The following is a 21427-nucleotide window of genomic DNA, read 5'->3' on the forward strand; positions in this document are numbered from 1 at the left end:
GGCCATTAGGCTCGGTCCGAGCGACGCAGCCGCCCGCCCGAGGTCCTGTTTTCAGATGGCGGACCCGGCTACGCCCCACCGAGTTCGAGGAGAATCACCCTGGACGCCATGCCGTCAGCCACACCGGTGACCGTCGTGATCCTTGCGTCGGGCGCCGGCAGCCTGGCGTCGGCCCTGCTCGACGCCGCAGAGGACGACGAGTATCCGGCCGACGTGGCGGCGGTCATCTGCGACCGTGACTGTCCTGCTGAGCAATCCGCGCGCCGGCGAGGTACCCCCACCGCAGTGGTGGCCCTGGAGGGCGACCGCACCGAATGGGACCGCCGGCTCACCGACACGGTCGCGGGTTACGCGCCCGACCTGGTGGTGTCCGCCGGGTTCATGAAGATCCTGGGCACGCACTTCCTGGAACGCTTCGGCGGCCGGACGATCAACGCGCATCCGGCGCTCCTGCCCTCGTTCCCGGGCGCGCATGCTGTGGCCGCCGCGTTGGAGCACGGCGTCAAGGTCACCGGTTCCACGATCCACCTCGTGGACGGCGGGGTGGACACCGGCCCGATTCTCGCCCAGGCGCCGGTCGCGATCAGCCCAGGCGACGACGAGATCACGTTGCACGAACGAATCAAGATGGTCGAGCGAGTGCTGCTGGTAGCGGTTGTGCGTTCGATTGCCACCAAAGGTGTTGTCATCGAAGGACGAAAGGCCCACATTCCGTGAGTAGTGACCTGCAGCGCAAACCGTTTCGACGTGCACTGGTCAGCGTGTACGACAAGACCGGGCTCGCGGAGCTTGCCGAGGGGCTGCACGCCGCCGGCGTAGAGATCGTGTCGACCGGTTCGACCGCGAAGAAGATTGCCGAGTCCGGTGTACCGGTGCTCGAGGTCTCCGAACTGACGGGCTTCCCGGAATGCCTCGAGGGCCGGGTCAAGACGTTGCATCCCCGGGTGCACGCGGGCGTCCTCGCCGACACCCGCAAACCCGACCACCTCGAACAGCTCGAGGAACTCGGCATCGAGGCCTTCGAGCTCGTGGTGGTGAACCTGTACCCGTTCACCGAGACGGTGGCATCGGGCGCGAGTCCGGACGAATGCGTCGAGCAGATCGACATCGGCGGTCCGTCGATGGTGCGCGGTGCCGCAAAGAATCACCCATCGGTGGCCGTGGTGGTGGATCCAGGGGACTACGCGACCGTCCTGACCGCGGTCGCTGACGGCGGCTTCACGTTGACCGAACGGCAAGCGCTCGCGGCGAAGGCATTTCGGCACACCGCCGACTACGACGTGGCCGTGGCCTCGTGGATGAGTTCGGTTGTCGCGCCCGAGCCCGAGGGCTCGTTGCCGACGTGGATCGGCAAGAGCTGGGAACGGTCGTCGGTGTTGCGGTACGGCGAGAACCCGCACCAGTCCGCGGCATTGTTCGTCGGTGGCTCCGAAGCCCCCGGGCTGGCGCAGGCCGAACAGTTGCACGGCAAAGAGATGAGTTACAACAACTACACCGACGCCGACGCTGCGTGGCGGGCCGCGTACGACTTCGGTGAACCTGCGGTCGCGATCATCAAGCACGCCAACCCCTGTGGCATCGCGGTCGACGACGACATCGCGGCGGCGCACCGTAAGGCCCATGCCTGTGACCCGGTGAGTGCATACGGCGGCGTGATCGCTGCCAACCGCCCGGTGAGCATGGAGATGGCCGAGCAGGTCGCCGAGATCTTCACCGAGGTGGTGGTGGCACCCGGTTTCGAGGACGGCGCACTCTCGGTGCTGACCCGCAAGAAGAACGTACGTGTACTTCTCGCGCAGCCCCCGCAACGCGCGGGCCTGGAACTGCGCCCCGTGTCGGGCGGGTTGCTGGTGCAACAGCGCGACATCCTCGACGCGAGTGGCGATTCGCCCGAGAACTGGCAGCTGGTTGCCGGTGACCCGGCCGATGACGCGACCCTCGCCGATCTGGTGTTCGCCTGGCGCGCATGCCGCGCCGTCAAGTCGAATGCGATCCTGCTGGCCAGTGACCAGGCGTCGGTCGGTGTCGGGATGGGCCAGGTGAACCGGGTGGATTCGGCACACTTGGCGGTCAAGCGAGCCGGCGAACGAGCGATGAACAGCGTAGGCGCGTCCGACGCCTTCTTCCCCTTCCCGGACGGTCTGCAGGTGCTGATCGACGGGGGAGTGAAAGCCGTTGTGCAGCCCGGTGGTTCGATCCGCGACAACGAGGTCATCAGTGCCGCACACGATGCCGGCATCACGCTGTACCTGACAGGTGCGCGGCACTTCGCCCACTGACGAACGACGCGGCGCCCTCGTGGCGGTGCTCCCAGATCGGGACCGCCACGAGGACACCGCATCGACGTGATCAGATGGGCAGCAGGATGTTCTTCACCTGAGGGTCGGTGGCCAGGTACTCCTGTACCGCAGGGTCTTTGAACACCTGCACCAGCTTCTTGATGTTCTCGGTGTCCTTCCACTTGGTGCCGATGGTCAGCTGGCCGGCGAACTCGTCGGGTGCCGGCGGCGCGAAGATCTGCTTCTTGATGTCGATGTCGGCGGCGAGGTAGTACTCGGTGTAGCCGACGGCGGCATCGATGTCGGGCAGTGCGCGCGACTGCGCCGCGAAGTCGAGCAGTGTGAACTGCAGGTTCTTCGGGTTGGAGACGATGTCCTTCTGGGTGGCCTTCCACTTGTCTGCCGCCGGGTTCAGCTCGATCAGACCGGCACGCTCGAGCAGCCACAGGCCCTGCGCCTCGTTGGCAGGATCGGAGTACAACGACACGGTGGCGCCGTCGGGCAGCTGCGCGGGGTCGGTGTACTTGTCCGACCAGATGCCGAATCCCCAACGGAAGACCGGGGTTGCGGCTTCTTCCTTGAAGTCGGGGTTGGCTTCCAGTACCTGACCGAGCCACAGCTTGTGCTGGTAGATGGTTCCGGCGACCTCGCCGTCACTCACCGCTCGGTTGATGGTGGTGCTGTCGGCCAGCCCTTTGAACTTGATCTTCAGGTCGTACTTCGGGGCGACCTCCTCGGCGATTAAGTCGACGAGCGCCTCTTCGGCGGCATTGCCTTCGGCCGTGGCGATCTCGAGTGTCGCACCGGCGGTTTCGTTGGGTGACTTCGAATCCGAACCACCCCAGAACCGCCACCCGACGAACGCGAGTACCACAGCGACGACAACGCCGATCGCGATGTACAGCGGAAGTCGCCTGCGGGACTTGATGTCGAAGCCGCCGGGATCACCGCTTCCGGTGGGGCGCTCAGTTGTGGACGTCATGGTTATCTCCTCATCGGTGCGAAATCAGTGGGTGTGCAGATGAAAACGGCACGGCCGTGCGCGCAGTGGGTGTTGTTTCCCGCGTCAGGTGGTCGCGGTGGTCGAGCGGGTACGGCGTCAGGCGTGCGACCGGGCGCGGATGGTCTGTCCCGGCGTGAGGTGACGGACCAGCGCATCGCCGACGATCTGGATGAGTGCCACGGTGATCACCAGCGTCACGATGGTCGCGATCATCACGCCGTGATCGAATCGCTGATAGCCATAGGTGACGGCGATGTAGCCAAGACCGCCTGCGCCGATCGTTCCCGCGATGGCCGAGTATTCGATCATCGCGATGGTGTTGATGGTGAGACCACCGACGATGTTCGGAAGTGCTTCGGGTATCTGCGTCTTCCAGATCACCTGACCGTTGGACGCGCCCGACGCGCGGGCCACATCGATCACCGCCGGCGGCACCGACCGCAGCGAGTTCTCCACGATTCGGGTGAAGAAGGCGATGCCCGCCAATGACATCGGGACTACGGCTGCGGGTATGCCGATGTTGGTGCCGGTGATCAGGCGGGTGAGCGGGATGATCGACGTCATCAGGACGAGAAACGGCAACGAGCGGCCGATGCTGATCACCCACGACAGCGGTGAGTGGAAGACCTTGTTCTCGAACAGGCCGCCAGGCGCCAGGTTGTGGATCGTCGCGCCCAGTGGCACGCCGACGAGCAGCACGATCACCATCACGATCGACACCATCGTGAGGGTGTCGACGAACGCCGGGATCAGCAGATCCGGGATCTCGTCGGTGGGTACGGTGATCGCCGCGAGGTGCGTGATGTCGCTCATGCCGCGACCTCGACCACGGGCTTGGCGGGCAGGCTCGTCGAGAGCCCATGGCGGGCTGCGCTTTCCAGAAATGCTCCGGAGAGCTCGTCCGGTACCGAGACCGTGATCTCGCCGACGGACACGCCGTCGACCACCTGTACGGCGGCCCCGAGGATCGAGATCGGCACGGACAGCTCGGATCCGATGCGGCTGATCCAGTCGGCAGGCACCGATGCCGAGTTGTAGGTGAGTTCGAACGAGCGTTGGCCCGGCTCGGGATCGGCAGAGGTCCCCCGTGGACGCAGCGATCGCCCGAGGACGGAGGTGGAGTCGGTGAGAAGGTCCACCAGCGAACCTTTTTCGACGATCCGGCCCGCATCCAGGCGGCCGACGCTGTCGGCGACCTTCACGATGGTGTCCATCTCGTGGGTGATGAACACCACCGCCAGGTTGAGTTCTTCGCGCACCTCGCGCAGCAGTTCGAGGAAGGAGTCGGTTGTCTGCGGATCCAGGCCCGACGTCGCCTCGTCGGACAGCAGCACCGAGGGGCGCAGGGCCAGGGCACGGGCGATGCCCACACGCTGTCGCTGCCCTCCGGACAACTGGTGGGGATACAGGTCCGCGCGGTCGGTGAGGCCGACCCTGTCGAGGAGCTCGGCCACGCGGTCGCGTGTCTGTCCCTTGGTGACGCCGAGGAATTCCAATGGCAGCGCCACGTTTTCGGCTGCCGTCCGCCGCGAGAGCAGGCTGGACGACTGGAAGACGGTGCCTATGCGCCTGCGGGCATCGCGCAGGGCCCGGGTGCTCAACTCGGTCAGGTTCTGGTTGTTCACGACGACCTTGCCCGACGTGGGCCGTTCGAGCAGGTTGAGGCAGTGCGCGAGGGTGCTCTTGCCGGCGCCGCTCGGTCCGACGATGGCAAAGATCTCGCCGGGGTCGACGGTGAAACTGACGTCGTCCAGCACGGTCGCGGCCGTCGGCCCGGTGCCGTAGATCTTCCCGAGCTTTTCTACTTCGATCACGAGGTGGTTCTTTCCAGGAGACAGGGACGGGCGTCCCCGGCACACTGGATGCGCCGGGGACGTCGGGTATGACGGAAATGGTGCGCAAGGGTGCGTGTTTGGCACAGCTTTGCGATCATCGTGACTCCAAGTGGACTGCGGACAGTCCGATGTGCCGGGGTGCTGGCCGGTACCCGCGAGGGCAAGGCGGAGTAGATTGCCGCTGTGGCAGAACTGGCATTCCTGATCGCCGCCGGTTTCCTGTCCGGTGTGGTGGGTTACGTGACGGGGATCGCCTCACTCGTCAGCTATCCCGCATTGCTGATTGCCGGACTGCCCCCGCTGACCGCGAACATGACCAACACGGTCGCGTTGATCCCCGTCGGGGTCGGCAGCACTGCTCAGGCGCGGAACTCGTTGACCTTCGACAGGCGTCTTGGCCTCTGGTGTGTTGCCGCCGCGGTCGGGGGAGTGCTGGGATCGGTTCTGCTCCTGTTGACCCCGGCGGGGGCCTTCGAGGCGATCGTCCCGTACCTCGTGGCCACCGCGGCCTTGGCAGTACTCGGCCAGCCGCTGATCCGGCGGATCGCCGGCCATCGCGACGCGCCCCGGGTTTTTGTGGCGGGCATCGTGGTGATCGGCGTCTACGGCGGCTACTTCGGGGCCGGCGCGGGCATCATCTTCACCGCACTCGCCCTCATCCTCACCGCGCAGCCACTCGGCCAGGCGACGTTGATCAAGTCGGTGTTGTTGTGTGCATCGAATGCTGTTGCCGCATTGGGCTTTGCCATCTTCGGCGACGTCGACTGGTCGTCGGCAGCGGCGATGGGGCTCGGTTGTCTCGCCGGCGGTTGGATCGGCCCACCCGTCGTGAACCGGCTGCCCGTCGCGGTGCTCCGGGTTGCCATCGCACTGGCGGGTTTCGCTCTGGCCGCCTGGCTCGGACTGCGTTGACGAGCGCGAATTCGGCGGGTGAGTGGCGACTCAGACAACGCCTTCGTCATGCAAGGCTGCCACTGCGTCCGGGCTCAAACCCAGTAGGGCGCCGAGGACTTCGCTGTTGTGGTAGCCGGGAACGGGAGCACCGGCATTACGGATGCTGCCGGGGGTGCCCGTCAGGTGCGGCACGATACCGGGACCCAGCACGGTGTCGTTGATGCGCTCATCGAAGTGCTCGGCGATCATGCCCCTGGCGATGAGTTGTGGATCACGGATCACCTCGGCAACCGTATTGATCGGCCCCACAACCACTCCCGCGGCGGTGAGGAGTTCGATCAGCGCGTCGCGCGGCTGCTCGGCAGTCCACTGGGCGATCAGCTCGTCGAGCTCGTCCTGGTTCTCGCCGCGCGCACCGTGGGTGGCGAAACGGGGGTCGGTGCTGAGTTCGGGCCGGCCCATCGCCGTGCACAGCCGGGCGAACACGGTGTCCTGATTCGCGCCGATGACAACAAGCGAGCCGTCTCCGGTGGGGTAGATGTTCGACGGCGCGATGCCGGCCAGCCGGGTGCCCGAGGGCCCACGGACCACGCCACCCTGGTCGTAGTCGGGGATCGTCGATTCCTGGATCGCCAGGCATGCCTCGTTCAGAGCCGTGTCGACGATCTGGCCCTCCCCGGTGACGGTGCGGCGGTACAGCGCCGCGAGAGCGCCGTGCACGGCGAACATCCCTGCCAGGGTGTCGCCCAGTGACAGCGCGATCCGTGGCGGAGGCTGATCGGGATATCCGTTGAGATGGCGGAGGCCGCTCACCGCTTCGGCCACGGACGCGTACCCAGCCCGTCCTGCGTCCGGTCCGGTCTGCCCGTAGCCCGACACCCGCACCAGGATGATGCCCCGGTTGCGCTCGCGGAGGACGTCGTAGCCGAGGTCGAGCTTCTCCAGGGTGCCCGGGCGAAAGTTCTCCACGATGATGTCGGACTGGTCGACCAGTTCGAGGAACAGTTCGCGTCCGCGTTCGCTGCGGAGGTCGAGGGTGATCGCACGTTTGTTGCGCGCGTACACCGTCCACAGGAATCGGTGACCATCGCGTTCGGCCTGGCCCCACCCGCGCAGCGGGTCGGGCAAGCCGGGCGCCTCGATCTTGATGACGTCGGCGCCGAGGTCACCCATCAGGCGGGCGCCGAACGGCCCCGCGATGAGGGAACCGAGTTCGAGCACCCGGATACCGTCGAGAGCGCCGGCGGGCGGGGTACCACCGCTGGGGGATGTGCTCGACTCTTCGGCCGGTTCCGACGGTGTGGGTGGCGTCATCGGTCAAGTGTCGCCAATGGTCGCGAACCCACACCCAATGGGGTGTGCCGGAGGCCGTCCCGTGTTCCTCTGCGGGCGTAAACAAGTGCACTCCGGCGACGAGGCTCGTAGCGTGGACATGGTGAGCACACCCCACACCACGAACACCCGCTCTGCCCACCCCTCTCCACGGACCCTGGGGGAGTTGCGTGCCTCCGGCCACGTACAGCGCAGCGTCAAAGACGAGATACGCAACAACCTGCTGTCCGCACTCCGGTCGGGCACCGATCCCTGGCCCGGGATCCTCGGGTTCGAGACCACCGTCCTGCCCCAGCTCGAGCGTGCGCTGATCGCCGGCCACGACGTGGTGATGCTCGGTGAACGCGGCCAGGGCAAGACCCGTCTGCTGCGTACGATCGTAGGCCTGCTCGACGAGTGGACCCCGGTCATCGAAGGCTCTGAGCTCGCCGAGCATCCGTACGAGCCCATCACTCCCGGTTCCATTCGTAAGGCCGCGAACCTGCAGGAAGACCTGCCCATCGGGTGGCTCCACCGCAGCGAGCGCTACAGCGAGAAGCTCGCCACCCCTGACACCTCGGTGGGCGACCTCGTCGGTGACGTCGATCCGATGAAGGTCGCCGAGGGCCGCAGTCTCGGTGATCCCGAGACCATCCACTTCGGGTTGATCCCGCGCGCACACCGCGGCATCGTGGCGATCAACGAGCTGCCCGACCTCGCCGAGCGCATCCAGGTCGCCATGCTCAACGTGATGGAAGAACGTGACATCCAGGTCCGCGGGTACAGCCTCCGGCTGCCGCTCGATGTGGTGCTGATGGCCAGTGCCAACCCCGAGGACTACACCAACCGCGGCCGCATCATCACGCCTCTCAAAGACCGTTTCGGCGCCGAGATCCGCACCCACTACCCGATCGAGTTGGTCGACGAGATCGCGGTGATCGAGCAGGAAGCCGATCTCACCGCGTCGGTACCCACCTTCATCGTCGAGATCATCGCCCGCTTCACGCGGTACGTGCGCGACCACCCGTCCATCGATCAGCGCTCCGGAGTCTCCGCGCGGTTCGCCATCGCGGGTGCTGAAACGGTCGCCGCCGCCGCTTTGCACCGCGCCACCATCCTGGGCGAGGACCTCGCGGTCGCGCGCGTCGTGGACCTGTCCTCGGTGATCGAGGTGCTCCGCGGCAAGGTCGAGTTCGAGTCGGGTGAAGAGGGCCGCGAGATCGAGATCCTCGAACACCTGCTGCGCAAGTCGACGGCCGACACCGTGCGTGCGCATCTCGGTGGTGTCGACCTGGCCACGCTCGTCACCGCGCTGGAAGCCAGTGACCCGATCATCACCGGTGACCGGGTGTCGGCGAGGGAGTTGCTGACCTCGATGCCCGAGGGCACCGACCCCGTCGTGACAAAGATCGCCGAGCGTCTCGAGGCGACGGACGACGGTGAACGGGCCAGCGCGCTGGAGCTCGCCCTGGAGGGATTGTTCTTGGCCCGCCGGATCGGCAAAGAAGCCGACGAGGCAGGCCGGACCGTGTACGGCTAGGTCGACATCGGGTTCCGCGGCCGGTCCGCGGAACCGGTGTCGGTCGGTTATTCAGACATATTGGACGGGAAAAAGCATGGCCCGCAATAATTTCCATCGCGCTCGGTATCTCCGCTACTCCGGAGGGCCGGACCCCCTGGCGCCGCCGGTGGACCTGCGTGAGGCACTCGACGCCATCGGCGACGACGTGATGGCCGGTGGGTCACCGCAGTCGGCGATGCGCGAGTTCCTGCGGCGCGGCAGCGACAACATGCGCGGCCTCGACGAACTCCGCGAGATGGTGAACAAGCGTCGCGAAGAACTGCTCAAATCGCGCAACCTCAACGGCACCTTCGAAGAAATCCGTGAGCTGCTCGACTCCGCAGTTCTCGAGGAGCGCAAGCAGCTCGCCCGCGACCTCGACGACGACGCCCGGTTCGCCGAGATGCAGATCGAGAACCTGCCTCCGTCCACCGCACAGGCGGTGCAGGACCTGGCCAATTACGACTGGCGCAGTCCGGCGGCCAAAGAGAATTACGAGAAGATCAAAGACCTGCTCGGTCGTGAACTCCTCGATCAGCGATTCTCGGGCATGAAGGAGGCGCTCGAGGGCGCCACCGAAGAGGACCGGCAACGTATCGCTGACATGCTCAAGGACCTGAACAAGCTCCTCGCTGCGCACAACAACGGCGAGGACACCACCGAGCAGTTCGGTGAGTTCATGGACAAGCACGGCGAGTTCTTTCCCGAGAACCCCCGCAACACAGACGAGTTGATCGACTCGCTGGCCGCTCGAAGTGCTGCGGCCCAGCAGTTCTACAACTCGCTGTCGGAGGAACAGCGCGCCGAACTCGATCAGCTGGCGCAGCAGGCATTCGGTTCACCCGACCTGATGGACCAACTCTCGCAGATGGATTCGCAACTGCGAGCCGCCCGGCCCGGCATGGGCTGGGACGAAGGTCAGAGCTTCGAGGGTCAGCAGGGCATGGGGATGGGCGAGGGTGCCGGTGCGCTTCAGGACCTCGCCGAGCTCGAGTCATTGTCGGAGCAACTGGCGCAGCAGTATTCGGGCGCTCACCTCGACGATGTGGACCTCGACGCACTGGCCCGTCAGCTCGGCGACGATGCCGCTGTCGACGCCCGGACACTTGCCGAACTCGAGAAGGCACTCAAAGAACAGGGTCTGCTCGAACGCGGCAACGACGGTCAACTCCGGCTGTCTCCCAAGGCCATGCGTCAGCTGGGTCAGTCGATCTTCCGGGATGTCGCCGAACAGCTGTCGGGTCGAGGTGGCGACCGCCAGACCCGGCGTTCGGGATTGGCAGGCGAACCCACCGGTTCCAGCCGGGAATGGGAGTTCGGTGACACCGAACCCTGGGATGTCACCCGCACGGTGTCGAACGCGGTGTTGCGCACCATGTCCGAGGATCGCGACAAGCTGCACGCAGGCAACGCGATGCTCCGGGACGGCGTCCGCATCGACGTCCGCGACGTGGAGGTCGGTGAGACCGAGGCCCGCAGTCAGGCCGCAGTCGCCCTGTTGGTCGATACATCGTTCTCGATGTGGCTGGAGAACAGGTGGACCCCGATGAAGCGCACAGCGATGGCGCTCAACCATTTGATCTCGACACGCTTCCGCAGTGATGAACTGCAGCTGATCTCCTTCGGTCACTACGCCAAGACGCTGGAGATGTCCGAATTGATCGGGCTCGACGGGATGCGGCAGCAGGGGACCAACCTGCACCATGCGTTGCTCCTGGCACAGCGGCACTTTCGTCGCCACCCCAACGCGCAGCCGGTGGTGCTGATCGTCACCGATGGCGAGCCGACAGCACATCTGCTGCCCGGTGGCGAACCGTTCTTCTACTACCCGCCGCACCCGGCGACGTTGTCGGCGACGGTGCGAGAGTTGGACAACGTCGCGAGGATGGGTGCCCAGGTGAGCTTCTTCCGGCTCGGTGACGACCCCGGACTGGTGCATTTTGTGGACCAGATGGCACGACGGGCATCGGGTCGGGTGGTGGCCCCGGATCTCGATGGTCTCGGCGCCGCCGTGGTCGGCGACTACCTGGGCACCAAACGGCGTCGCGGGCGTCGCTGATTCTGTCGCACCGATGAGATACCGATGAGATGAGGACGCCCCGGCTGTAGCCGGGGCGTCTCATTTTTGGATCATGCAGGTCGAAGTCAGGTCGCGTCGTGTGGACGGCGTCGCACCACTTCCACCCCACCCATGATGGCCAGGCCGCTGACGGTGATGATCGGGCCGCCCGGAATGCCTTTGCCCTCGGCGTTGCGACTGCCTCCGAACCCGCCCATGATGCCCATCCCGGTGATCCGGACGGTCGCGTCGTGCGGAACCACGATCTCGATCCCGCCCATGATGGTGTTGGCGCGGATGGTCAGGTGGTCGGCCGTGAACTCCGCGTCGCGCAGGTCGATCTCGACACCGCCCATCAGGGCGAACGCGTTGAGATGTTCCCCGACCGCGGCCGGACCCTTGAGTTCTGAACCGCTCATGATGGCGATGCGGCTGGTGATCACCTCCACACCTGCCGACGGGGTGGTGACTCGCCGGCTGGTCGCGACCCCAGCGGTGGTCAGCTGGTTGACCGGCAGATCGTCGGTGAGCTCGTCGAGCTCTCCGAATGTCTTGGCGGCAACCGCCTTGGCGGCCCGCTCTTCGTATTCGACGGGACTGAGATGACCGGAACTCATTGCAGATGACAAAATGTCATGAACGAAGTTTCGGTCGGCGTCGCTGGCCCGGAGGCGACTGCGGCCTTCGCGCTCATCATCATTCGGTACCAGATCACTCACCGCTACGAGGTTAGTCCCACCGGTGGCTGTGGCCAACCGCCACAGGATCGTTCGTCGTGCGAAGGGCTGGTCCGTGCCGTGACCATGGACCGGTTCAGGCGAGCAGAAGCGCGATGAGCATGATCGCCGGGATCGAGAGGAGGGTGGTGACCAGCGCGGAATCGCGTGCAAGCACGACGCCCCGTTGGTAGCGGTTGGCGTACACCAGAACGTTTTGTGCGGTGGGCAATGCGGCGATCACAACCAGCGCGAAGAGTTCGTGCCCGGTGGCGTGGAAGGCGTAGCGGGCGACCAGGTACACCAGCACCGGTTGCACCACCATCTTCAGCACCGATGCCAGCGCGACGTCGCGGCGTGGGCTCTCGCCCTTCTGCAACACGGAGACCCCGGTCAGTGAGAGACCGAACACCAGGAGTGCGCCAGGGACCGAGGCGTCCCCGAGCATGTCGAACGGTTCCATCACCGCCTCGGGCAGTGTCACACCGATCAGTGACACGACGAGACCGGCCGCACCGCCGAGCACGATGGGGTTCGTGAACGGGGTGACCACGGTGTCGCGCAGTGAGATTCGGCGACGTGAGCCTGATTCGTCTGAATCGCGCAACGCGGTCAGGTCGAGTGTGGTCAAGGCCAGCGGCGAGTACACCATGATCTGAAAGAGCAGCAGCGGCGCCACAAACGATGCGTCGTCGAGCACAAAGATGGCGATCGGTATCCCGAGATTCGCGCTGTTGACGTAGGAAGCAGACAACGCGCCGATCACGGCTTCGGGAATCGCGCGACGCAGCAGCAGTCGCGCCAGGGCGAAGTAGATGGCGCCCACCACAAATGCGCTGCCACCGGCGACCACAAGGGTGGTGGAGAACACGTCGGCGAGGTCGGCCTTCGCGAGCGACGAGAACAGCAGTGCCGGCGTGCAGACGAAGAACACCAAGCGCGACAACACCATTACCGCGCCCGGGCCGAGCGCCTCGGTACGGCCGAGGACATATCCGACGGCGACCACGATGAAGATCACCGTGAACCCTTGGATGACGCCGGACATCCGGGCAGTCTATGGACCCCGAAGATGTGCCCTTTTGGTGGGGGTCACCAGGGTTTGGCGTCGCCAGAAAGGCACACTATCGGGGATCGAGCAGGGTGCGGAGGGCTTTCGAGTGTGCCTCGTACGCCCGCCGTCCCGTGGTGCTGACCCGGTAGGTGGTGCTGCTGCCTCGTCCGAGGCTTTCTTTCGACGCGCGGACGTACCCGGCCGACTCCAGTGCCGACATCTGTTTCGAGAGATCAGAATCAGTGAGGCCCAGATGTTCTTTGAGGAATCGGAACGACGTCGACGAGCTGTTGACGAGAATCGCCATGGCCGCCAGTCGTTTCGGGGCGTGGATGACCGGATCGAGACCTTCGATCATGAGTGCTGGGCCATCATGAGAGCCGAGCTCGGGTCGCCTCCGCGGCGAGCTCGTATCGTTTTTCGTAGATCACCAATCCACCGGTCACCAGCACAAAAGCCACTGCAGCAGCCGTCGCGACACCACCCAGCCACCACGACGCCGCGACCAGCGCCGCAACCGCAGGCAGCGCCATGAAGTATCCGCGCCAGACGACGCCGATCTCCGCAGGCGGTCGTCCGCGGCCGGGCTGCGGCAGAGACCCGTGACGGCGTTGCATCCAGTTGATGAATACGATTTCGAGGACGATCAGGATTGCCAGTGTCCCGACGAAGAGCGGAATGCTCTCGCGCCACCAGGCGAAGGCACCGATCATTCCCGCCGCCCAGGCGCCGATCGCCGGGCAGTACCAGCAGGGCGTCGGGGGATAGTCGAGATAAGGGGCGGCCTCTGCTCGCTCGGCCACCCGCAGCAGCTCGCGTGCCTCTTCACTTTCCATGATGGAAAGTTTATGAATCGCTTTCCACTTGTGCAAGTGGAAAGCGATCCGTCGGACTATCGGGACGAACCGGGGTAGGGGAGCAGCGCCATCTCGCGCGCGTTGCGGATGGCGGTGGCCACCTGACGTTGCTGCTGGGGGTCGAGTCCGGTGATGGACCTGCTGCGGATCTTGCCGCGGTCGGACAGGAACTGGCGCAGCAGTGCGGTGTCCTTGTAATCGACCGTGGTCACACCAGCGGCCAGCAACATGTTGCGTTTGCGTTTGGCCGAGAGGTCGGTTTTTGCGGGGCGTCGTGCCATCGATCAGGTCCTTGTCGTGAGAGTGATTGTCACCAGCTGGATTTGGTGATACCGGGCAGTTCCCCGTTGTGCGCCATCTGGCGCAGCCGGATACGCGAGAGGCCGACTTTGCCGATGTAGCCGCGGGGACGACCGTCGACGGCGTCGCGATTGCGGACCCGGGTGGCGCTGGAGTCGCGGGGCAGGCGCTGCAGGGCCAACTGAGCGTCCGCTCGTTCCTGGTCGGTGGACGACGGCCGCCGGATGATGTCCTTGAGTGCCGCACGGCGTTCGGCGTAGCGGGCGACGATCACCTTGCGCTGTTCGTTGCGCTCGATCTTCGATTTCTTTGCCATCAGCGTTCCTCTCGGAAGTCGACGTGACGCCGGACCCGTGGGTCGTATTTGCGCATCACCATGCGGTCGGGGTCGTTACGGCGATTCTTGCGCGTGACGTAGGTGTATCCGGTCCCGGCTGTCGACTTCAGCTTGATGATGGGCCGTATCTCATTGCGTGCCATTCAGATTCGTTCTCCTCGTGCGCGGATCTGGGCGACTGCCGCCTCGATTCCGATTCGATCGATGGTCTTGATGCCTTTGGCGGACACGGTCAGCGTGACGGTGCGGTGTTCGCTCGGCAGGAAGTAGCGCCGACGCTGGATGTTCGGATTCCAGCGGCGATTGGTGCGCACATGCGAATGCGACACCTGTTTGCCGAAACCTGGTTTGCGGCCGGTGACCTGGCAGTGCATGGACATGGGCGCGCCTCCTGTCTCTAATGGGAATGATTGTCGACAACGTGCGAATTGGACTGTACATTCAACCTCGACCAAATGAAAACCATTCCCGATAGGAGCTGCCTGTGACCCGCCTGGTCAACAAGACCCCGCTGGTGATCGTGACCGGCTTCGACCGCGAGGCGACGGTGCGCAGTGCGGAGGCGCTCGGCCTGCCGGGGACGACTGTGGTGCACCACGATCTAGGCCTCGTGGACGCCGGAACCATCGTCCGAACGGTCACCTCGATCGACTTCAACGGTGAGAAGACCTCGCGCACAACACAAACCGCACTCGATCACGGATGTCTGTCGTGTGCACTCCGCGAAGACGTGCTGCCCTTGCTGCGGGCCCTGCACCGCCGCTCCAACGTTGACCGGATCGTTCTGGCCCTCGACCCGGCCATCGAACCCGAACCCATGGCTTTTGCAATTGCCAGCACGGTGGTGGCCGGCGTCCCCGGTCAGGTCGACGGCCCGGCCGGTCTCGACGTGGAGATCGAGGCGGTCATCGGGTGCGTCAACGAAGGTGAGTGGCTGCGCGACGCAACCGGCGACGAGGCCCTCGACGAGGACGATCGGTTTCAGACCGCCGACGACGAGCGGACCATCGCCCAGCTCGCGGTCGGGCACGTCGACTTCGCCGACGCCCTGGTGGTCCACGGACAGGCTGACAACGGATGGGCCGGGGCGCAGCTGTTCGCCGTTCTCAAGCGGCTCAACCCGACAGCGCCCATCATCATGGAACTGCCGAGGCGTCCACTGACCGCCTCGATCATGCGCAACCTGATCTCGGCCATCCCGCCCGGCGCGCGCCGAGGCCGGATCACCGGGCCGCACGACCCGCTGCTGCGCGGGCAGCCGCCCCTCGATGCCGACTGCGGAGTCGCGGTGGTCGAGTTCCATGCCGATCGGCCGTTCCATCCGGAACGCCTGCACGACGCGATCGACATACTGCTCGACGGTGTTGTCGCCTCCCGCGGTCGGCTGTGGCTGGCCACCCAGCCCGATGAGGCGCTGTGGCTCGAGAGTGCGGGCGGCGGCCTACGCATCGCGACCGGTGGCACCTGGCTCGCGGCGATGTCCGACGACGAGGCGGCTGCCGCCGACCCAGAGCGCGTCGCGATGGCATCACTGCGCTGGCATCCCCTCTACGGCGATCGCAGCAGCTCGATCGTCGCGATCTCGTACCGCGCCGAACCCGCGCGAATCCGCTGGGCGCTGAGCAGCGCACTGCTGACCGACGACGAGCTGTCGGAGGGTCAGCAGGGCTGGGATCGGTTCACCGATCCGTTTGGTGTGGCCCACGCCGACCCATGCCAGGACGTGCTCGACGAGCGCGCTCTGCTGGCGGGAACAGACCCACCCATCGAATGGTTCAAGCAGGCAGAGGGCTCGGCTGGACAGCAGACGAACCCGGAACGGAAGGACAAATCATGAAGGCGAACATCCACCCCGACTACCATCCGGTGATCTTCAAGGACTCGGCGACAGGCAAGGCGTTCCTGACCCGTTCCACACTGACGTCCGACGTCACTTTGGAATGGGAGGACGGTAACCGGTATCCTCTAGTGGTTGTCGATGTCACGTCCGACTCGCACCCGTTCTGGACAGGTGCGCAGCGCGTGATGGACACCGCAGGACGTGTGCAGAAGTTCGAACGCCGATACGGTCGCCGGACTCGCGCGAACCAGGGAACTTAAAACGAAGAAATGAAGGGCTGAATCATGGCTGTACCGAAGCGCCGGATGTCGCGGTCGAATACTCGTAGCCGCCGTTCGCAGTGGAAAGCGGACAACCCCGCCTTGCAGGAGGTGAAGGTCGGTGGCGTCGCTCATCGCGTGCCCCGTCGCCTTGTCAAGGCGGTCAAGCTGGGCATCGTCGACCTCGACAAGCGCTAACAGCCACACAGCCGACAACAGGGACTGGCCGTCGATCGACGGTCAGTCCTTTGTTGTGTCCGGAAGGTGCCCCGGAGAGCATGGTGACTCGTCGGGGCCGCACAGATCGAGAACTGGGAGTCCGCGATGCTGCAGGACGTCCTGAACTACGCCGGCGTTGCGGTGTTCGCCTGCTCAGGCGCACTGGTCGGCGTCCGCAAGGACTTTGATCTGTGGGGCATTCTCTCGATGGGTGCGGCCACGGGTATCGGTGGCGGGATCGTGCGCGACCTCCTCCTCGGCATCACCCCGCCGACCTCGGTCCAACACTGGCCCAACCTCACCATCGCCGTGGTCGCCGGTCTGATCACCTTCTTCTTCCATCCTGCGTTCCGGGCGTTGTTCCCGGCCGTCCTGATGCTCGATGCGGTCGGGATGGGTGTGTTCGCGGTGTCGGGTGCGTTGTTGGCACTCGAACGAGACTCGAGTTCGATGGCTGCGGTGCTCATCGGGATCACCACCGCGGTGGGTGGTGGCGTGATCCGCGACGTGCTCGCCGGTGAGGTCCCCCTGTTGCTCCGACCCGCCGACCTCTACGCCGTCCCCGCGATGTGCGGAGCGCTGGCCGTGGTGATCGCCGACGGCACAGGTCTGCCGATCTGGACCGGTCTGGTGGCGGGGGCGACCCTGGCCTTCCTGTTGCGTGTGGGAAGCCTGCGATTCCGATGGCGACTGCCGATGGCCCCGACGCGCCGGGTCGGGGGATGAGTGCGCGACGGGTACGAAGTCCGCGTGCGACGGCTTCAGAACAAGAAAACTGGCGCGTCGCAGGGGATTACTTAGCGCACTCTCAGTCGTGGAAGTAAGACTGTTGTCATGCGCATACTGGTTGTGGACGACGATCGTGCCGTTCGCGAGTCTCTGCGCCGGTCCCTGACGTTCAACGGGTACACGGTGCTCACGGCGGGGGATGGCGTCGAAGCCCTCGAAAAGATCAATTCCGACCGTCCCGAGGCGGTGGTGCTGGACGTCATGATGCCGCGCCTCGACGGGCTCGAGGTATGCCGTCGCCTCCGAAGCACCGGCGACGATCTCCCCATCCTGGTCCTCACCGCTCGCGACTCGGTGTCCGAGCGGGTCGCCGGACTCGATGCGGGGGCCGATGACTACCTGCCCAAACCCTTTGCGCTCGAAGAGTTGCTCGCACGTCTGCGGGCCCTGATGCGCCGCGCGACAGCCGAACCGCTACCGGACTCGGAGGCGATGACCTTCGAGGACCTCACGATGGATCCGGTCACGCGCGATGTCACCAGAGGCGAGCGCCCGATCAGTTTGACCCGCACCGAGTTCGCCCTGTTGGAGATGCTGATGGCCAATCCGCGCCGTGTGCTCACCCGCAGTCGCATCCTCGAGGAGGTCTGGGGTTACGACTTCCCGACGTCGGGCAACGCACTCGAGGTGTACGTGGGCTACCTCAGGCGCAAGACCGAGGCCGAAGGCGAGTCGCGCCTCATCCACACCGTGCGGGGCGTGGGATACGTCCTGCGGGAGACCCCTCCGTAAATCGTGAGCTTCTATCACCGTCACCCGCCGGTCCCCGGCGAAGCCCCGCCGGCAGGCGTGGTGACCGCACAGCGGCCAATACAGATGGCTTCCGCCCCGGATCTGCCCCGGCAGATGCGTAAGCCGACGCCTTTGACCCGGACCATCTCGCTGCGTTGGCGCATCACGATCCTGTCCGCGACGGTGGTGGGCATCGCGGTTGCCGTGATGGCTGCCGCGGCTTTTGCGGTCGTCTACCGGGCCATGTACGCCGACGTCGATTCGCAGCTCACCAACCGGGCCAACGGGATGACCGAACTGGCCCGGATCGGGGTCCTCGACGACTCGCCCGAATCACTGGTGGCCGGCACGGTGTTCTCCACAGACATGTCGGTGGCACTGGTGATGCCCGGGGGCCGTGGATTCCAGATCGGCGGCGTTCCCTACGGCGAGTCCGAACGCGATGTGGTGGACGGGAAAGCGGAGTCGTCGCTGCGGACCGCGAAGAACCAGCGGGTGCTGGCCCGCAAGCTCAACGACGGCAACACCCTGATCATCTCGCAGAGCCTTCGCGACACAGACGACGTGCTGCACCGATTGGCCTGGGTGCTGGGGGTGATCGGTGGCTGCGGGATCATCCTGGCCGCGGTCGCCGGAACGACCGTGGCGCGTGCCGGACTACGGCCGGTCGCGCGGTTGACCCGGGCCGCCGAGCGAGTGGCGCGCACCGACGACCTCACGCCCATCCCGGTCATCGGCAACGACGAATTGGCCAGGCTCACCGAGAGTTTCAACCTGATGCTGCGGGCGCTTGCCGAGTCGCGAGACCGGCAGAGCCGGCTCGTCGCGGACGCCGGCCACGAATTGCGCACGCCGCTGACGTCATTGCGCACGAATCTGGAGTTGATGATCGCGTCGAGCCAGCCGGGTGCGCGGGCGGTGCCCGAATCGGACATGGCCGAGCTGCGAACGGACGTGATGGCCCAGATCGAAGAACTCTCCACGCTAGTGGGCGATCTCGTGGATCTCGCGCGTGAGGATGCGCCCGAGGTGGTGCACGAAGAGGTCGACCTCTCCGAGGTGGTGGACCGCTCTCTCGAGCGTGTCCGCCGCCGGCGCAGCGACGTCGACTTCGAAGTGCACGTCACGCCCTGGTTTGTCTTCGGTGAGAGTGCCGGGTTGTCGCGGGCCGTGCTCAACGTGCTCGACAACGCGGCGAAGTGGAGTCCGCCCGGCCGGCCCGTGGAGGTCCGGCTGGCTCAGATCGAGCCTGATCGCGCGATTCTGACCGTTGCCGATGCCGGCCCCGGTATCCCTCCCGAAGACCGGCAACTGGTCTTCGAGAGGTTCTACCGGTCCACCGCGTCCCGATCCATGCCCGGCTCCGGGCTGGGGCTGGCGATAGTCCGTCAGGTGGTGGACCGCCATGGCGGCACGGTGACCGCCGGTCAGTCCGAACTCGGAGGCGCCCTGGTGACGATCAGCCTTCCCGGGTCGCCGGTACCGGCCGAGATCGCGCCCCAGGTGGTCCAGCAATAGGTTCTGATCGAGCAGTGTCGAGCGTTCGGCGGTCGTTCGAAGGGTCTGACGTCTCTGTCCGTCGATCGGCGGCTTTGTTTGGCGAAGTCCCTGCGGGGAACAATGAAGGGGAAACAAACAGCACTGTCTCAGCCCCGTCTCAGGCCGACACAGCAAGGTATTCCTCAGTGCCGGTAAATGTTGCGGCATCGGGGAGCGCAGGGTGCGCCTGGCAGAAAGCAAAAATCGACATGGTCGGCAGCAACGATGACGAGCGCGGGACAAACCGCGACACCAGTTCCTTTCCGGGAGAGGGCATCTCGCAATCACCGGGACAATCGCATCCCAGCGGGTCCGCTGATCGGCCGGACGGGCCGAGCAACGCCGGACCGCAGGACAACCCCTATGGGCGAACCTCGGCGTTCGACCCTCGGCAGCAGGATTCCTCGGGTGAGCAGACGGCACAGTTCGGTACCTCCGGCATGAACGGCCCTTCCGGACCTTCCGGACCCTTCGGACAGCCTTCGGAGGGTGCATCCGCAAGTCGCGGTCCGGGTGGTTACGGCTATGGCGCTCAACCTGATCCGTATGCTCCGTCCGGGCGATTCGCGCAGCCGAACCCGTATGGGGCCTACTCCCACGGCGCGGGGACGGGTACCAACCCCACCAGTCAGATCCCGGCCCCTGGGGCCGGCCAGAACCCGTACGGGAGCTCGCCACAGCAGTTCGGCTCCCCGCCGCCCGCACGCAGCGGGCGTTCGGGCGGAGCCAAAGCCGGATTGGCGGCTGCCGCAATCGCTTTGGTGCTCGTCGGCGGTGGCATCGGAGGTGTGGTCGGAGCCAATGTGGCCGACGATTCATCGGGATCGAGATCAACCACCAGCGAGAGCGTGCTCGGTGGCGACCGCGACAACAGCCAACCGGTCCAGGCCCCCGCCGGCTCGACGCAGGAAGTCGCGGAGAAGGTCACGCCGTCGGTCGTGTCGATCGAGGTGGAGGGCAGCCAGGCGTCCGGGTCCGGGTCCGGCATCGTGCTCACCGCGGACGGCACCATCATGACCAACAACCACGTGGTCGCCGGTGCGGGCAACAATCCGGACCTCACCGTCACGTTCAGTGACGGCAGCACGGCAGCCGCGCAGATCGTGGGTGCCGACCCGATCTCCGACATCGCCGTGATCAAGGTCGACAAGTCCGGCCTCACCCCGATCGCCGTCGGTCGCTCCGACAATCTTGTGGTCGGTCAGGAGGTCATCGCGATCGGGTCGCCGCTGGGGCTGAACGGCACGGTCACCACGGGAATCATCAGCGCACTCAACCGTCCGGTGTCCACACAGGGTGAGCAGGGTGGCCAGGCCTCGGTGATGGATGCCATCCAGACCGACGCGGCGATCAATCCGGGCAACTCCGGTGGTGCGCTGGTCAACGCCAACGGCGCCCTCATCGGGGTCAACACCGCGATCGCCAGCCTCTCCCAGGGCGAGACCGGCGGAAGCATCGGCCTCGGGTTCGCCATCCCGGTGGACCAGGCGATGCGCATCGCCGACGAGCTCGAGAAGACCGGTAAGGCGACACAGGCGGGGCTCGGCGTCACAGTGCGGTCGGGGGCACCGTCAGCTGACAGCCCCGGCGCGCTGATCAACGAGGTGACGTCGGGTGGAGCCGCCGCGAAGGCAGGCATCCCGAGTGGTGCGCTGGTCACCAAGGTCGACGATCGTGTGATCGCCTCCGGAGACGCGCTGATCGCGGCGGTGCGGTCGCACGCTCCGGGCGACCAGGTGACCATCACGTACGTCACCAACGGACAGACAAAGACCGCGCAGGTCACCCTCGACACCCTGGACACCGGAGGACGCTAGACCGTGAAACACATCGACGATCACA

The 21427-nt window shown here is 65.7% G+C and carries 24 protein-coding genes; 12 read left to right on the forward strand and 12 right to left on the reverse strand.

Going from position 1 to position 21427, the window contains the following annotated elements; translation table 11 throughout:
* Positions 1-108 precede the first annotated feature (108 nt).
* Positions 109-717: a phosphoribosylglycinamide formyltransferase gene (gene purN, locus WIMU1_RS22150; protein WP_062800428.1), complete on the forward strand. Its 609-nt coding sequence runs from the start codon at positions 109-111 to the stop codon at positions 715-717.
* Complete coding sequence (gene purH, locus WIMU1_RS22155; protein ID WP_062800430.1) at positions 714-2279, forward strand: bifunctional phosphoribosylaminoimidazolecarboxamide formyltransferase/IMP cyclohydrolase; 1566 nt, start codon at positions 714-716, stop codon at positions 2277-2279. Before purN ends, purH begins: the two co-directional genes overlap by 4 nt.
* A gap of 70 nt (positions 2280-2349) precedes the next feature.
* Here the strand turns inward: purH and WIMU1_RS22160 are convergent, their stop codons facing one another.
* The 3 genes from WIMU1_RS22160 to WIMU1_RS22170 form a co-directional block, all read right to left on the reverse strand.
* Positions 2350-3261 carry a MetQ/NlpA family ABC transporter substrate-binding protein gene (locus WIMU1_RS22160; RefSeq protein WP_062800433.1) on the reverse strand — a complete coding sequence of 304 codons (912 nt, stop codon included), beginning with the start codon at positions 3259-3261 and terminating at the stop codon, positions 2350-2352.
* Positions 3262-3378: 117 nt separating this feature from the next.
* Entirely contained in the window at positions 3379-4095 is a 717-nt protein-coding gene (locus WIMU1_RS22165; RefSeq protein WP_062800434.1) for a methionine ABC transporter permease, read from the reverse strand.
* Positions 4092-5096, reverse strand: a complete 1005-nt coding sequence (locus WIMU1_RS22170) for a methionine ABC transporter ATP-binding protein (protein WP_062800436.1) — start codon at positions 5094-5096, stop codon at positions 4092-4094. Before WIMU1_RS22170 ends, WIMU1_RS22165 begins: the two co-directional genes overlap by 4 nt.
* 204 nt (positions 5097-5300) lie before the next feature.
* Here WIMU1_RS22170 and WIMU1_RS22175 point away from each other — a divergent pair, with 204 nt between their 5' ends.
* A complete protein-coding gene (locus tag WIMU1_RS22175) occupies positions 5301-6029 on the forward strand; it encodes a sulfite exporter TauE/SafE family protein (protein WP_245969085.1) in 729 nt (242 codons plus the stop codon).
* Positions 6030-6059: 30 nt separating this feature from the next.
* Here the strand turns inward: WIMU1_RS22175 and WIMU1_RS22180 are convergent, their stop codons facing one another.
* On the reverse strand, positions 6060-7325 hold the full coding sequence (locus WIMU1_RS22180; protein ID WP_084248482.1) for a CaiB/BaiF CoA transferase family protein: 1266 nt from the start codon (positions 7323-7325) through the stop codon (positions 6060-6062).
* Positions 7326-7446: 121 nt separating this feature from the next.
* Here WIMU1_RS22180 and WIMU1_RS22185 point away from each other — a divergent pair, with 121 nt between their 5' ends.
* Complete coding sequence (locus WIMU1_RS22185; RefSeq protein WP_232232846.1) at positions 7447-8862, forward strand: sigma 54-interacting transcriptional regulator; 1416 nt, start codon at positions 7447-7449, stop codon at positions 8860-8862.
* A 76-nt stretch (positions 8863-8938) separates the two neighbouring features.
* A complete protein-coding gene (locus WIMU1_RS22190) occupies positions 8939-10942 on the forward strand; it encodes a vWA domain-containing protein (RefSeq protein WP_030170488.1) in 2004 nt (667 codons plus the stop codon).
* Between the two features lie 86 nt (positions 10943-11028).
* Here WIMU1_RS22190 and WIMU1_RS22195 read toward each other — a convergent pair whose 3' ends face one another.
* The 8 genes from WIMU1_RS22195 to rpmB all read right to left on the reverse strand — a co-directional run bounded on the left by WIMU1_RS22195 (position 11029) and on the right by rpmB (position 14586).
* The gene (locus WIMU1_RS22195) at positions 11029-11661 is read right to left on the reverse strand and encodes a DUF1707 SHOCT-like domain-containing protein (protein WP_255283889.1); all 633 of its coding nucleotides are present in this window, start codon (positions 11659-11661) and stop codon (positions 11029-11031) included.
* A gap of 94 nt (positions 11662-11755) precedes the next feature.
* The gene (locus WIMU1_RS22200) at positions 11756-12706 is read right to left on the reverse strand and encodes an AEC family transporter (protein WP_062800441.1); all 951 of its coding nucleotides are present in this window, start codon (positions 12704-12706) and stop codon (positions 11756-11758) included.
* Positions 12707-12782: 76 nt separating this feature from the next.
* Positions 12783-13070 carry a transcriptional regulator gene (locus tag WIMU1_RS22205; protein ID WP_062800443.1) on the reverse strand — a complete coding sequence of 96 codons (288 nt, stop codon included), beginning with the start codon at positions 13068-13070 and terminating at the stop codon, positions 12783-12785.
* A gap of 13 nt (positions 13071-13083) precedes the next feature.
* A complete protein-coding gene (locus tag WIMU1_RS22210; protein ID WP_062800445.1) occupies positions 13084-13548 on the reverse strand; it encodes a hypothetical protein in 465 nt (154 codons plus the stop codon).
* 56 nt (positions 13549-13604) lie between these two features.
* Positions 13605-13850 (reverse strand): 30S ribosomal protein S18, encoded by a 246-nt coding sequence (gene rpsR, locus WIMU1_RS22215; protein WP_062800447.1) that lies wholly within the window; start codon positions 13848-13850, stop codon positions 13605-13607.
* 29 nt (positions 13851-13879) lie between these two features.
* The gene (gene rpsN, locus WIMU1_RS22220) at positions 13880-14185 is read right to left on the reverse strand and encodes a 30S ribosomal protein S14 (protein ID WP_023962744.1); all 306 of its coding nucleotides are present in this window, start codon (positions 14183-14185) and stop codon (positions 13880-13882) included.
* The gene (rpmG, locus tag WIMU1_RS22225) at positions 14185-14349 is read right to left on the reverse strand and encodes a 50S ribosomal protein L33 (RefSeq protein WP_023962746.1); all 165 of its coding nucleotides are present in this window, start codon (positions 14347-14349) and stop codon (positions 14185-14187) included. Before rpmG ends, rpsN begins: the two co-directional genes overlap by 1 nt.
* On the reverse strand, positions 14350-14586 hold the full coding sequence (rpmB, locus tag WIMU1_RS22230; RefSeq protein ID WP_030170500.1) for a 50S ribosomal protein L28: 237 nt from the start codon (positions 14584-14586) through the stop codon (positions 14350-14352). It lies immediately after the preceding gene.
* A gap of 104 nt (positions 14587-14690) precedes the next feature.
* Between rpmB and mrf the strand changes: the two genes are divergently transcribed.
* From mrf to WIMU1_RS22265, 7 genes are all read left to right on the forward strand, one after another.
* Complete coding sequence (gene mrf, locus WIMU1_RS22235; RefSeq protein WP_245969083.1) at positions 14691-16043, forward strand: ribosome hibernation factor-recruiting GTPase MRF; 1353 nt, start codon at positions 14691-14693, stop codon at positions 16041-16043.
* Positions 16040-16306, forward strand: coding sequence for a type B 50S ribosomal protein L31 (locus tag WIMU1_RS22240; protein ID WP_062800448.1), 267 nt, complete (start codon positions 16040-16042; stop codon positions 16304-16306). Before mrf ends, WIMU1_RS22240 begins: the two co-directional genes overlap by 4 nt.
* A 24-nt stretch (positions 16307-16330) precedes the next feature.
* Positions 16331-16504 carry a 50S ribosomal protein L32 gene (gene rpmF, locus WIMU1_RS22245; protein ID WP_023962752.1) on the forward strand — a complete coding sequence of 58 codons (174 nt, stop codon included), beginning with the start codon at positions 16331-16333 and terminating at the stop codon, positions 16502-16504.
* A gap of 126 nt (positions 16505-16630) precedes the next feature.
* Positions 16631-17251, forward strand: coding sequence for a trimeric intracellular cation channel family protein (locus WIMU1_RS22250; RefSeq protein ID WP_062800450.1), 621 nt, complete (start codon positions 16631-16633; stop codon positions 17249-17251).
* Between the two features lie 108 nt (positions 17252-17359).
* On the forward strand, positions 17360-18046 hold the full coding sequence (locus WIMU1_RS22255; RefSeq protein WP_023962756.1) for a response regulator transcription factor: 687 nt from the start codon (positions 17360-17362) through the stop codon (positions 18044-18046).
* Positions 18047-18130: 84 nt separating this feature from the next.
* Positions 18131-19564, forward strand: coding sequence for a sensor histidine kinase (locus tag WIMU1_RS22260; protein WP_031333498.1), 1434 nt, complete (start codon positions 18131-18133; stop codon positions 19562-19564).
* Positions 19565-19794: 230 nt separating this feature from the next.
* A complete protein-coding gene (locus WIMU1_RS22265; protein ID WP_084248483.1) occupies positions 19795-21402 on the forward strand; it encodes a S1C family serine protease in 1608 nt (535 codons plus the stop codon).
* Positions 21403-21427 lie beyond the last annotated feature (25 nt).

The sequence above is a fragment of the Williamsia muralis NBRC 105860 genome, assembly GCF_001598915.1.
GTDB lineage: Bacteria > Actinomycetota > Actinomycetes > Mycobacteriales > Mycobacteriaceae > Williamsia > Williamsia muralis.